Source organism: Pseudomonas sp. FG98 (genome assembly GCF_057808595.1).
The window spans coordinates 18,007-30,640 of sequence record NZ_JBMDIJ010000017.1; the positions used below are offsets into that span (position 1 = coordinate 18,007).

The 12,634-nt window shown below is 64.0% G+C and carries 14 protein-coding genes; 4 read left to right on the forward strand and 10 right to left on the reverse strand.

Annotated elements, in window-relative coordinates:
• The first annotated feature begins 178 nt into the window (after positions 1–178).
• The gene (locus tag ACODSK_RS13465) at positions 179–805 is read left to right on the forward strand and encodes a response regulator (protein ID WP_489016669.1); all 627 of its coding nucleotides are present in this window, start codon (positions 179–181) and stop codon (positions 803–805) included.
• Between the two features lie 65 nt (positions 806–870).
• Here ACODSK_RS13465 and ACODSK_RS13470 read toward each other — a convergent pair whose 3' ends face one another.
• From ACODSK_RS13470 to metG, 7 genes are all read right to left on the reverse strand, one after another.
• Positions 871–1,050: a PA3496 family putative envelope integrity protein gene (locus ACODSK_RS13470; RefSeq protein WP_489016671.1), complete on the reverse strand. Its 180-nt coding sequence runs from the start codon at positions 1,048–1,050 to the stop codon at positions 871–873.
• A 104-nt stretch (positions 1,051–1,154) separates the two neighbouring features.
• Positions 1,155–1,793 (reverse strand): endonuclease III, encoded by a 639-nt coding sequence (gene nth, locus ACODSK_RS13475; RefSeq protein ID WP_489016673.1) that lies wholly within the window; start codon positions 1,791–1,793, stop codon positions 1,155–1,157.
• A 3-nt stretch (positions 1,794–1,796) separates the two neighbouring features.
• Complete coding sequence (locus ACODSK_RS13480; RefSeq protein ID WP_489016674.1) at positions 1,797–2,357, reverse strand: Rnf-Nqr domain containing protein; 561 nt, start codon at positions 2,355–2,357, stop codon at positions 1,797–1,799.
• Complete coding sequence (locus tag ACODSK_RS13485; RefSeq protein WP_489016676.1) at positions 2,350–2,961, reverse strand: RnfABCDGE type electron transport complex subunit G; 612 nt, start codon at positions 2,959–2,961, stop codon at positions 2,350–2,352. The genes ACODSK_RS13480 and ACODSK_RS13485 overlap by 8 nt, the downstream gene beginning before the upstream one ends.
• The gene (locus ACODSK_RS13490; protein WP_489016677.1) at positions 2,958–3,941 is read right to left on the reverse strand and encodes an RnfABCDGE type electron transport complex subunit D; all 984 of its coding nucleotides are present in this window, start codon (positions 3,939–3,941) and stop codon (positions 2,958–2,960) included. Before ACODSK_RS13490 ends, ACODSK_RS13485 begins: the two co-directional genes overlap by 4 nt.
• Complete coding sequence (locus ACODSK_RS13495) at positions 3,938–4,600, reverse strand: Rnf-Nqr domain containing protein (protein WP_489016678.1); 663 nt, start codon at positions 4,598–4,600, stop codon at positions 3,938–3,940. Before ACODSK_RS13495 ends, ACODSK_RS13490 begins: the two co-directional genes overlap by 4 nt.
• A 60-nt stretch (positions 4,601–4,660) precedes the next feature.
• A complete protein-coding gene (gene metG / locus ACODSK_RS13500; protein WP_489016680.1) occupies positions 4,661–6,703 on the reverse strand; it encodes a methionine--tRNA ligase in 2,043 nt (680 codons plus the stop codon).
• 154 nt (positions 6,704–6,857) lie between these two features.
• Here metG and apbC point away from each other — a divergent pair, with 154 nt between their 5' ends.
• The gene (gene apbC, locus ACODSK_RS13505; RefSeq protein WP_489016682.1) at positions 6,858–7,952 is read left to right on the forward strand and encodes an iron-sulfur cluster carrier protein ApbC; all 1,095 of its coding nucleotides are present in this window, start codon (positions 6,858–6,860) and stop codon (positions 7,950–7,952) included.
• Between the two features lie 97 nt (positions 7,953–8,049).
• Here apbC and ACODSK_RS13510 read toward each other — a convergent pair whose 3' ends face one another.
• Entirely contained in the window at positions 8,050–8,259 is a 210-nt protein-coding gene (locus ACODSK_RS13510; protein ID WP_028943495.1) for a cold-shock protein, read from the reverse strand.
• Positions 8,260–8,594: 335 nt separating this feature from the next.
• On the opposite strand from ACODSK_RS13510, the gene dcd reads away from it, so the two are divergent.
• Both dcd and ACODSK_RS13520 read left to right on the forward strand, forming a co-directional pair.
• A complete protein-coding gene (gene dcd, locus ACODSK_RS13515) occupies positions 8,595–9,161 on the forward strand; it encodes a dCTP deaminase (protein WP_042122772.1) in 567 nt (188 codons plus the stop codon).
• A 98-nt stretch (positions 9,162–9,259) separates the two neighbouring features.
• On the forward strand, positions 9,260–9,484 hold the full coding sequence (locus ACODSK_RS13520; RefSeq protein ID WP_489016684.1) for a hypothetical protein: 225 nt from the start codon (positions 9,260–9,262) through the stop codon (positions 9,482–9,484).
• Between the two features lie 2 nt (positions 9,485–9,486).
• Here ACODSK_RS13520 and pdeM read toward each other — a convergent pair whose 3' ends face one another.
• On the reverse strand, positions 9,487–10,146 hold the full coding sequence (pdeM, locus tag ACODSK_RS13525; protein WP_489016686.1) for a ligase-associated DNA damage response endonuclease PdeM: 660 nt from the start codon (positions 10,144–10,146) through the stop codon (positions 9,487–9,489).
• Complete coding sequence (locus tag ACODSK_RS13530) at positions 10,130–12,595, reverse strand: ligase-associated DNA damage response DEXH box helicase (RefSeq protein ID WP_489016688.1); 2,466 nt, start codon at positions 12,593–12,595, stop codon at positions 10,130–10,132. The genes pdeM and ACODSK_RS13530 overlap by 17 nt, the downstream gene beginning before the upstream one ends.
• Positions 12,596–12,634: the final 39 nt, after the last annotated feature.

Consider the following 12,634-nt stretch of genomic DNA (forward strand, 5'->3'; position numbering starts at 1 on the left):
CGCGCAATTATTTTCAAAAACACAGCCTGTAGGAATTCTTTGTAGGAGTTTTCCTTTATTTAAGTAGTCCCTTTCTGAATGTGTTGGTGTTCATCGCGAGCACCATGCATTGCTCCGGCTGACTGGGCTATTGTGCGGGCTTCTAATAAGTCGAATAGTTTAAGAATGGATCTTGCCCATGAATAAAGTGCTGATCGTCGATGACCACCCCGTCATTCGCTTGGCCGTGCGCATGCTGATGGACCGGCATGGTTATGAAGTGATTGGGGAAACGGACAACGGCGTGGACGCGTTGCAACTCGCCCGGGAGCATCTGCCGGATATCGTCATTCTGGACATCGGAATTCCCAAGCTCGACGGGCTGGAGGTCATCGGCCGTCTGACGGCCAACGGTATCGTGATCAAGGTACTGGTGCTGACTTCCCAGGCGCCCGGACATTTTTCCATGCGTTGCATGCAGGCAGGGGCGGCAGGTTACGTATGCAAGCAACAGGACCTCACCGAGTTGCTCAGCGCCATAAAGGCGGTACTTTCCGGTTACAGTTATTTTCCCAACCAGGCATTGCACTCCGTACGCACCAATCTGGGTGGATCCAGTGAAGCCGATATGGTGGGACGTTTGTCAGGGCGTGAAATGATGGTTCTGCAGCAACTGGCAAGAGGCAAGTCCAACAAGGAAATTGCCGATGGCATGTTTCTCAGCAACAAGACGGTCAGTACTTACAAGACCCGTCTGTTGCTAAAGCTCAATGCCCGCTCTCTTGTCGACCTGATTGAACTGGCGCAGCGTAATGGTCTGGTCTGAACCTGCGGCATAATGCAAAAAGCCTCCAATTGCAGGAGGCTTTTGTTTTTCGGGCCCATGACGTCTCAGAGATCGAAGTCGTAATCAGCCAATTGCTTTTGCAGACGGCGTTCTTCCAGCAGGTTGTCGATGGTCCGGCGCTTGCTCAGATTGGTTTTCGCAGCCTGCGCCGGGTTGTCGGCGGCAAACTCTTCGGCCGCCGGGGAGTCGTCGTCGATATCCAGGTCTTCTTTATCAGTGCTCATGTGTCACTCCGTGCCAAGAGGGCCATTGGCGCCCCTTATATCGATATTCCAGAGACTGGTAAAAAAGATTTTTTCAATCGGCAGGGCTGGATTTCCCTATTTCATCAATCGTCGGAGGTCTTGTGCTTGTACTCGCACAAATCCTCGATGCGACAACTTCCACAACGCGGTTTGCGTGCCTGGCAAACATAGCGTCCGTGCAGGATCAACCAATGGTGTGCATCCAGCAGATAAGCCTTGGGCACGAACTTCAGCAGAGCCTTTTCCACGTCCACCACATTCTTTCCCGGTGCGATGCCAGTGCGATTGCTCACTCGGAAAATATGGGTGTCCACGGCCATGGCCAGTTGGCGGAAGGCGGTGTTGAGCACCACGTTGGCTGTCTTGCGCCCGACCCCTGGTAGCGCCTCTAGCTCCTCACGCGTTTCCGGAACCTGGCTGTCGTGTTGTTCGACGAGAATGCGGCAGGTCTCGATGACGTTCTTCGCCTTGCTGTTGTACAGACCGATGGTCTTGATGTACTCCGACAGCCCCTCCACCCCAAGAGCGTGGATCGCCGCAGGGGTATTGGCGACCGGGAACAGCTTGGCAGTGGCCTTGTTGACGCCGACATCGGTGGCCTGCGCCGAGAGGATCACGGCGATAAGCAGCTCGAAGGGCGAACTGTAGGCCAGCTCGGTTTTCGGTTCGGGGTTGTCTTCGTGTAGCCGGCGGAAAATCTCCAGGCGTTTTGTGGCATTCATTTATCAGCTGTTTCCTTCACGGTCTGGGGCGGCCTGTTTCGGACAGGCTCGTTTGATCAGGGCCAGCAGCAGGCCGAGTAGCAGCAGGGCTCCCGGTGCCAGGCTGGCGAGGTGCAGGCCGCTGGTGTGCGGCCCGCTCGCGAACGAGAAATGCAGGGTGCCGCTGGCCAGCAGCTCGCGACTGGCGCCCAGCAGCAGGAACAAGGCTGCGTAGCCGCCCAGCAGGCTTGCCACACGCGGCCATTGGCCCGGTTTGCCGAGGTTTTGTTCGAACAGCAGGCAGGACAGGGCGATCAGTTCCGGATAAATCCCCAAGGCCTGGCGCAATTCCAGGGCCCAGGTGTGCAGGGCCAGGGTCTGGCAGGTCACTACGGTGCTGGCCAGCAGCACGCTGGCGATCAGGCTGGAGGTCGCGTCCAGCCGCTTTCGCAGGGGCGTCATCAGTACCCGGTGGATCAGGATCGCCAGGCTGCTGAGCAGCGCCATGGCAATGGCCTGGGTCAATGTCTGGCTCGCACCGAGCAGCGGCGCAAGGCTGAGGGCGGCCAGCCAGACGCTATTCATTGGTCTTCTCCTCCCCCAGCCAGTCGCTGGCGTGCTGGTCGAAGTAGCGCAGGGCATCCTGGATTGCATGGATCACAGCGCGGGAGGTGATGCTGGCCCCGGCCAACTGATCGAACTGGCCGTTATCGCGTTTCAGTGCCCAGGCCCCTTCTGCCGTGTTGGCCTGGCCATGGCCGTTGAAGCCTTGCAGCCAGGTGTTGTCCTGTTCTGCGATACGCCCGCCCAACCCCGGGGTTTCCTGCTGCTGCAGCACACGGCTGGCGATCACCCGGCCATCCCGGTCGATGGCGATCAGCAGGTCGATCGCTCCGGCATAACCGGCAAAGCGGCTGTGCAGCAACACCGCGCTGGTGCGGCCGTGCAGGGTGGCGAGATAGCCGGCCTGCAAGCGGCTGTGCAGCAGTTCGGCATCGGGCAGGGCGATTGGCCGTTGCAGCGGCTGATTGTCGTAGCTGTCCGGGGGCAGTACCGCGAGCCAGGCACGCTCTTGCTGTTGTGCTTCGGCGGCAGCGATGCGCGGCGCGCAATAGTGTTGCCAGGCAACGCTGGCAGCCACGCCGGTCAGCGCCAGCACTGCCACGATCAGTACGCCTCGACGGTTCATGTCGCCTCCGCGCCTCGACGTTCCGCCCAGCGATCCAGGGCCGGCACGCCGAGGTTCATCAGCAATACGGCGAAGGCTGCGCCATCGGGGTAGTTGCCCCAAGTGCGGATCAGGTAGACCAGCAGGCCGACACCGGCGCCGAACAGCAGGCGCCCCCATGGTGTTTTCGGCCCGCTGACCGGCTCGGTGATGATGAAGAAGGCGGTCAGCATGGTCGAACCGGCCAGCAGATGAAGCACAGGCGAGCCATTGGAGTCCGAGCCCGAACCGTTCCAGCACAGCAGGCTGATCAGCAACAGGCTGGCAAGCATCGCCAAGGGTGCTTGCCAAGCGATCACCTTGCGTTGCAGCAGGAACAGGCCACCGGCGAGAAACGCCAGGCTGGCCCACTCGGTACCGCGTCCGGCCAGGTGACCGAAGCCGGGATGACTGGCGAACAACTCCTCTATGGTCAGGCTGCGGTTTTGCCGCAGTCCGTCGAGTACCGTGGCCTGGCTCCAGGCATCCGGCCGTTCCCCGAGGCCGAGCAGGGCGTCGAGGCTATGGGCGAAATCCAGCCCCTGGGGCGCCGGCCAATGGGTCATCGCCACGGGAAACGACAGCAGGACGATGGCATAGCCGAGCATCGCCGGATTGAACGGATTGCGCCCGACCCCGCCATAGAGCTGCTTGCCCAGGGCGATTGCGCTGCTGGCGGCAATCACCACCAGCCACCAGGGCGCATGGGCGGGCAGGGCGATGGCCAGCAGGGTGGCGCTGACCAGCGCGCTGCCATCGTTCAGTGCTGCCAGCACCGTCCGCCCGTGCAGGCGCAGCAGCGCCGCCTCGGTCAGCAGGGCGGCGCCGGCGCTGAGCAGCAGGTTGAACAGCACGCCCCAGCCATAGGTCCAGAACAGCACCAGCAGGCCAGGCAGGCACGCCAGCAGCACCAGGTGCATGGCGTTGCGCAGGCGGGCGTCGGGTTGCAGATCCTGGCTCATGAATTGAACAGTCCGTTGAAGCCGAGAAACGCCACGGCCATGATCCCCGCACTCATCAGCTCGATGGGCAGGCCGCGAAAGGCGGCGGGTATGTCGTCATGCCGGCTGCGCTGGCGCAGGTCGTCGAACAGTGCCAGCACCAGCCAGAAACCCAGGCCGCTGCCGAGACCGACCATGCTGGCGTGCAGTACCCCTTGAGGCTCGCTGCTCAGTTGCAGGCACAGGCCGAGCAGCGCGGCGTTACCGGTCAGCAGCGGCTGAAGGCCGGCGAATGGCCAGTCCTTCAGCCAGCGTTGCAGGCCAGCGAGAATCGGCGCAGGGCCCAGCACACAAAGCGGAAGGAAGACGAACAGGCGCAGGTAGTCGAGTTGCAGGGGTTGCAAGGCATAGCGATAGAGCAACTGGCCGAGGGCGCTGACCAGCAGCATCGCCACCAGCGTCGCCAGGCCAAGTGCATGCACCCTCAGGCGCGCTGCGGCCCCTGTGGGAGCTGGCTTGCCAGCGATGACGTCGGTGGGCCCACTATCGTAATCGCTGGCAAGCCAGCTCCCACAGGGGCCGCGTTCCCTTCGCAGCAACGGGTCGATTGCCAGCCCATGCTGCAGGACGATGTTGTTGATCAGGGCGGCGCCGATCAGGGCGAGGATCAGTTCGGTCATGGCATCCGGCACCGACGATGCAATGAAAACGCCCCGGCGGATAAGGCCGGGGCGCGGGGTTTACTTGATGCGCTGACCCGGCTTGGCGCCGCTGTCAGGGCTGAGCAGGTAGATCTCTTCACCGCCAGGGCCGGCGGCCATGACCATGCCCTCGGAGACGCCGAAGCGCATTTTCCGCGGCTTCAGGTTGGCGATCATCATGGTCAGGCGTCCCTCCAGCTTGGCCGGGTCCGGGTAGGCCGACTTGATGCCGGAGAACACGTTGCGCTGTTCGTCACCGATGTCCAGGGTCAGGCGCAGCAGCTTGTCGGCACCTTCGACGGCTTCGGCCTTGACGATCAGGGCGACCCGCAGGTCGACCGCGGCAAAGGCATCGAATTCGATTTCCGGGGACAGCGGATCCTTGGCCAGCTCGCCGTTGCCGGCGGGTGCCGCAGGGCCCTGGCTGGCGGCCAGGTCTTCCTTGGAGGCTTCGACCATGGCTTCGACCTTGGCCATCTCGATACGGGTCATCAGCGCCTTGAACGGGTTCAGCTTGTGGTTTTCCAGGCGGGTCTGGTGGTCGTTCCAGGTCAGCGGCGCGACATTCAGGAACGCCTCGGCCTCGGCGGCCAGCACCGGCAGCACCGGCTTGAGGAAGATCACCAGCTGGCGGAACAGGTTGATGCCCTGGGCGCAGATGGCCTGGACTTCGTCCTGCTTGCCTTCCTGCTTGTTCAGCGACCATGGCGCCTTGTCGGCGATCCAGGCGTTGGCGCGGTCGGCCAGGGCCATGATTTCACGCATGGCGCGGGAGAAATCACGGGCCTCGTAGGCGTCGGCAATGCTCGGCGCAGCGGCACGGAAGGCCTCGGTCAGCTCCGGCGCGGCGTCGCCAGCGACCATCACGCCGTCGTTGCCCTTGTGGATGAAGCCGGCGCAGCGGCTGGCGATGTTGACCACCTTGCCGACCAGGTCGGAGTTGACCTTCTGCACGAAGTCCTCGAGGTTCAGGTCGAGGTCATCGACGCCGCGGCCGAGCTTGGAGGCGTAGTAGTAGCGCAGGTACTCAGGCGGCAGGTGGTCCAGGTAGGTGCGCGCCTTGATGAAGGTGCCGCGGGACTTGGACATCTTCTGGCCGTTGACGGTCAGGTAGCCGTGCACGTTGATCGCGGTCGGCTTGCGGTAGCCGGCACCCTGGAGCATGGCTGGCCAGAACAGGGCGTGGAAGTTGACGATGTCCTTGCCGATGAAGTGGTACAGCTCGGCGGTGGAGTCCTTGTTCCAGAACGCGTCGAAGTCCAGCTCGGGACGGCGTGCGCAGAGGTTCTTGAAGCTGGCCATGTAGCCGATCGGCGCGTCCAGCCAGACGTAGAAGTACTTGCCCGGCTCGTCCGGGATCTCGAAGCCGAAGTACGGCGCATCGCGGGAAATGTCCCACTCCTGCAGGCCGGAATCCAGCCACTCGGCCAGCTTGTTGGCCACGGCGTCCTGCAGGGTGCCGCTGCGGGTCCACTCCTGGAGCATGGCCTGGAAGTCCGGCAGCTTGAAGAAGAAGTGCTGGGAATCCTTGAGCACCGGGGTGGCGCCGGAAATGGCCGATTTCGGGTTCTTCAGCTCGGTCGGCGCGTAGGTGGCGCCGCATTTTTCACAGTTGTCGCCGTACTGGTCTTCCGCCGCGCATTTCGGGCAGGTGCCCTTGATGAAGCGGTCGGCGAGGAACATTTTCTTGTCCGGGTCGAAGTACTGGGTGACCGAACGGGTGGCGATATGGCCGGCATCGCGCAGCGCCAGGTAGATGCTGCTCGACAGCTCGCGGTTTTCTTCGGCGTGGGTCGAGTGGAAGTTGTCGAAATCGACGAGGAAGTCGGCGAAATCGCCGGCATGTTCCTTCTGTACGCCGTCGATCAGCTGTTCCGGGGTGATGCCTTCCTTCTCCGCGCGCAGCATGATCGCCGAGCCGTGGGCGTCGTCAGCGCAGACGTAGATGCACTGGTTGCCACGGTGCTTCTGGAAACGCACCCACATGTCGGTCTGGATGTACTCGAGCATGTGGCCAAGGTGGATGGATCCATTGGCATAGGGCAGGGCACTGGTAACGAGGATCTGGCGTGGCTCGGACATGGGGGCTCGGCTACTTAATTCGGCTATCAGGAAAAAACGGTGATCGGCAACTATAAAGCGCCGGCAAATATATTTCACCCCGTGGACGTCCCGTCGCTGACACACGGGTTAGCATAGCGGCCTGTTTCGATCAGTCTTTATTTCGGGAGTCTCCATGAGCGCCGTCACTCGCGCAGCGGTTGAAGCCGTCCTTCGTCAATACACCGACCCTTATCTGAACCAGGACCCGGTCAGCGCCGGTTGCGTGCGCGCCATCGTCATCGAGGGCGACCGGGTCGGCGTGCTGTTGCAGCTCGGCTACGCCGCCGGCCTGTTCAAGAACGGCTGGGCGCAGGTATTGCAAACCGCCATCGAGGGGCTGGACGGCGTCAGCGCCGCCAAGGTGACCATCGACTGCGTGATCGAGCCGCACAAGGCCCAGGCGCAGATCCCCGGCCTGGCCAACGTCAAGAACATCATCGCCGTGGCCTCCGGCAAGGGCGGCGTGGGCAAGTCCACCACCGCCGCCAACCTGGCCCTGGCCCTGGCCCGCGAAGGTGCGCGGGTCGGCATTCTCGATGCGGACATCTATGGCCCGAGCCAGGGCGTGATGTTCGGTATCGCCGAGGGCACCCGGCCGCAGGTCAAGGAACAGAAGTGGTTCGTGCCGATCAAGGCCCATGGCGTGGAGGTGATGTCCATGGCCTTCCTCACCGACGACAACACGCCGATGGTCTGGCGCGGCCCGATGGTCTCCGGCGCGCTCCTGCAACTGGTGACCCAGACCGCCTGGAACAACCTCGACTACCTGGTGATCGACATGCCGCCAGGCACCGGTGATATCCAGCTGACCCTGGCGCAGAAAGTGCCGGTGGCAGGCTCGGTGATCGTCACCACGCCCCAGGACCTGGCCTTGCTCGACGCGAAGAAGGGCGTGGAGATGTTCCGCAAGGTGAACATCCCGGTGCTCGGCGTGGTGGAGAACATGGCCGTGCATATCTGCTCGAACTGCGGGCATGCCGAGCATCTGTTCGGTGAGGGCGGGGGCGAGAAGCTGGCAGCGCAGTACGGTGTCGAGCTGCTGGCCTCGCTGCCGCTGTCGATGCTGATCCGCGAGCAGGCCGACAATGGCAAGCCGACGGCGATTGCCGAACCGGAGAGCCAGATTGCCATGGTCTACCAGGAACTGGCCCGTTCGGTGGGCGCGCGTCTGGTGTTGCAGGAAGCGGCGGCGCCGGCGATGCCGAGTATTACTGTCAGCGACGATTGATTTGCCCTTGGTCCGCCCTGTCGCTCAGGGCGGACCAATCTCCAGGCATAAAAAAACCCGCCGTGAGGCGGGTTTTTTTCAAGCGATGAAGCAGAAGTTAGATAACTTCAACTTCTTCAGCTTGCATGCCTTTCTGACCGCGGGTAGCGATGAAAGAAACCTGTTGGCCTTCTTTCAGGCTCTTGAAGCCGTCAGCCTTGATGGCTTTGAAGTGTACGAACAGGTCGTCACCGGATTGTGGGGTGATGAAGCCGAAGCCTTTCTCATCGTTGAACCACTTGACGGTACCGGTTTGGCGATTGGACATGGTCTGTCTCCTTGGACAAAAGTTTATTCGGCTCAGGAACGCCCTGGCCGAGACTGAGTGCAAAAAGACAGAAAATTCATGGATGGGCGATCGAAATCTTGCATCAAGTAGAGATTCTCAGTGACAACGTGCAGCACAGTGGCGGCACCTTAACCCTTTTTCCGCGAGGTGCCAATGGTCTCGTGGGGCTTTTGCGCAATTCATGACTGACGGCGCCGTTCGTGGCCTGCACAACCCCGTCCGGCGATTGGATGCAGGCTAAATCTTTGAAGCGGGCGCTCGTCCCGGTAAGATGCGCCTCACCTTTTTCACCCCGCTATTTCAGGACCCCCGCCATGAGCATCAAATCGGACAAGTGGATTCGCCGCATGGCGCAGGAACACGGCATGATCGAGCCGTTCGTCGAGCGCCAGGTACGCAACGACGGCAACGACAAGCTGATCTCCTTCGGTGTCTCCAGCTATGGCTACGACGTGCGCTGCGCCGACGAATTCAAGGTGTTCACCAACATCAACTCGGCCACCGTCGATCCGAAGAACTTCGACGCCGGCAGCTTCGTCGACGTCAAGAGCGACGTCTGCATCATCCCGCCGAACTCCTTCGCCCTGGCCCGCACCGTCGAGTACTTCCGCATTCCGCGCAATGTCCTGACCATCTGCCTGGGCAAGAGCACCTACGCGCGCTGCGGCATCATCGTCAACGTCACCCCGCTGGAACCCGAGTGGGAAGGCCACGTGACCCTGGAGTTCTCCAACACCACCACCCTGCCGGCGAAGATCTACGCCAACGAAGGCGTGGCGCAGATGCTCTTCCTCGAATCTGATGAAGAATGCGAAGTGTCCTACAAGGACCGCGGCGGCAAGTACCAGGGCCAGCGCGGCGTGACCCTGCCGCGCACCTGATCCGACGAGCCGGGGGAATTCCCCCGGCATTCGGCACTCCAACGAGATGAACCGTCCCGACGCGCACGAGGCGCGCCGGCTCTCGTCAGGAGTAGCCAATGAAACTCGACCCCAGTATCAGCGCCAAGCTTGCCCACTTGCAGCCCAACCAGATCGGGCTTCCGGCGTGGTCGCTGCTGGCGCATCCGCCCGTGCACGCCGGTGGTGTGCCCGGTCAGCCCGATCCCGATACCCCGCAACCGCCACAACCCGGTGATACCCCGCCGATGGAACCTGGCGAGCCGACCCTGCCCGACGAACCACCTCCTGCCCCGGTCGCCTGAATTCAGCGTGTCAGCGGCCAGACCTGGCCATCCCCCGCCAGGTACAGCCGCGCCGGGGCTGCGGGAGTCACCTCCCAGCCCCCGGTGAATTCGCCGAAGGCCGGCAGCAGGCTGACCTGCTCGTCGATCACGAAGCACGGCAGGCGCAGCCTCTGTCGCGCCCGGCCACGCAACACGCAGACCGGATGCACATGCCCGGCCAATACCGGCCTGTCCGGATGCGCCACCGGCTCGTGTTGCAGGGCGAAGGGCTCCAGCAGCCAGGGCTCGTCCAGCACATCGATAGCCAATTCCGCGGGCGGATCGCCAGCATGTCGATCGTGATTGCCGCGAACCAGGCAGATCCGCAACCCCGCATGACGCTCACGCCATTCCCGCAGCAGGGCCAGGGTGGCCGGTGCGCGACCGGAGCGGGCATGGATGAAGTCTCCCAGCACGATCAGTTGCTCGCAGGGATAAGCGCCCAGCAAGGCGTCCAGGCGTTGCAGCGTCGCCGCCGTGGTACCTCGCGGCACCGGTTGATGCAGGGCGCGGTAGCTGGCGGCCTTGCCGATGTGCACGTCGGCCAGCAGCAGCGCCTTGCGCGCCGGCCAGTACAGCGCGCGGTCCGCCAGCAGCCACAGGCGCGTGCCACACAGTTCGATCTCAACGTGCGCGGGCATGGCGCGGCCTCCGTTCGGCGGCCTGTTCCAGCTCGGCGACCATCCGCGCGATGCGCTCGGCGAGTTTTTCCGTGCTCAGGGTTTCGCGCATGCCTTCGACCACCAGGGCAAAGGCCAATGGTCCGGGGCGGCGCAGCGCATGCAGGTCGAGGCGCAAACCGTTCATCTTGTGCAACTGGCCTTGCAGGCGCTCGATCTCCAGCTCCTCGCGCAGCACTTCGTCGCGGGCCTGGCCCAGCAGCAGGTTGCCCGCGTCATGGCGGCGGAAGACCTCGAAGAACAGTCCGCTGGACGCCTGGATCTGCCGGGTGCTTTTCTGCGCCGCCGGATACCCGCCAAAAACCAGCCCGGAAATCTGCGCGATCTCGCGAAAGCGCCGCTGGGCCATTTCACCGGCATTGAGACTGGCCAGCACGTCTTCCAGCAGATGATCCGGACTCAGTGCCGCCGGCAGCAGCGCCGCCCAGTCCACGGCCGTGGGGGTCAGCAGTTCGAAGCCATAGTCGTTGACCGCGATGGACACGCTCAGCGGCTGTTCCCGGCTCGCCCGCCAGGCCACCAGGCTGGCCAGGCCGAGGTTGGCCATGCGCCCGGCGAAGGGGTAGAGAAACAGGTGCCAGCCCTGGCGCGAGTGCCAGGTCTCGGCCAGCAGGCTGCTTTGCGTGGGCAGCGCCGACCATTCGGCCTGCAACGCCAGCAGCGGCCGTACTGCGCGCATTTCCGGGCCATCGAAGTGACCGTGGGCGGCGGCATCCAGTTGCGCCACCAGGGCATCCGCCAGTTCGCTGGAGAGCGGCATGCGCCCGCCATTCCAGCGCGCCAGCGCGGCCTTGCGCGAGGTGCTGCGGCGCACATAGGCGGTCATGTTCTCCACGCGCACCAGTTCCAGCACCCGACCGGCGAAGACGAACGCATCGTCCGGGCGCAGGCGCGCGATAAAAGCCTCCTCGACGCTGCCCAGGCTGGCACCGCCGCCACCCTTGCTCCAGAACTTCAACTGGATGCTGGCGTCGCTGACGATGGTGCCGATGCCCATGCGATGGCGCCGCGCCAGGCGTTCGCTGACCACCCGCCAGACCCCGTCCGCGTCGGGCTCCACCCGCTGGTAGTCGGGGTAGGCGCTCAGCGAGCTGCCGCCATGCCGGACGAAGTCCAGCGCCCATTGCCACTGGCTGTCCTGCAGGTCGCGGAAGGCCCAGGTGCTGCGGACTTCCTCGCGCAATGCATCGGGCCGGAACCCTGCACCAAGGGCCATGCTGACCAGATGCTGGACCAGCACGTCCAGGCACAGCCGTGGCGATTGCCGCGCCTCGATCTGCCCGGCCGCCAGGGCCTGGCGCGCCGCAGCGGCTTCCACCAGTTCCAGGCTGTGGGTCGGCACCAGGGTGATGCGCGAGGCCCGCCCCGGTGCGTGGCCGGAGCGCCCGGCACGCTGCATCAGGCGCGCCACGCCCTTGGCCGAGCCGATCTGCAACACCCGCTCGACGGGCAGAAAGTCCACCCCCAGATCGAGGCTGGAGGTACAGACCACGGCTTTCAGGCCGCCCTCCTTGAGGCTGCGCTCGACCCAGTCGCGGGTAGTGCGGGCCAGCGAGGCATGGTGCAGGGCGATCAACCCCGCCCAGTCCGGCCGGGCCTCCAGCAATCCCTGGTACCAGCGTTCGGCCTGGGCCCGGGTATTGGTGAAGACCAGGCAGCTCTTGCAGGCCTCGATCTCGTCGACCACCTGACCCAACTGGCTCAAGCCCATATGCCCGGCCCAGGGAAAGCGCTCGATGGCCTTGGGTAGCAGGCAATCCACCAGCAAGCGCTTGTCCTGGCGGCCTTCGATCAGGCGCCCCCCTTGCGGCAGCAGCACCTCCAGGGCGTGGGGCAGGTTGCCCAGGGTCGCCGACAAGCCCCACACCACCAAGCCGGGCTGCCAGCGACGCAGGCGCGCCAGGGCCAGTTGCAACTGCACGCCGCGCTTGTTGCCGAGCAACTCGTGCCATTCGTCGACCACCACCATGCGCAGGCTGGCGAAGTCGCTCTGCGCCTGGGCTCGGGTCAGCAGCAGGGTCAGGCTTTCCGGCGTGGTGATCAGGGTCGAAGGCAGGCGCCGGGCCTGGCGCGCCCGCTCGGCGCTGCCGGTATCGCCGCTGCGCACGCCAACCGTCCACGGCAGTCCGAGGTCATCCAGCGGGCTGTGCAGGGCGCGGGCGGTGTCGGCGGCCAGAGCTCGCATCGGTGTGATCCACAGCACCTGCAAGGGCGCCGGTTGATTGCCCGGGCGAGCGAAGGCGCGCAGGGCGGCGAGCCATACGGCATAGGTCTTGCCCGCACCGGTGCTGGCGTGCAGCAGGCCGGACTCGCCACGGCCCACCGCCGCCCACACCTGGCGCTGGAAGGCGAACGGCGTCCAGCCACGGGTGGCGAACCAGGCATCGGCGAGATTGGGCGTGGCGGGCATGGGCGGCTCGGCAAGGGCTGTGTCTTCACAGACCACCGG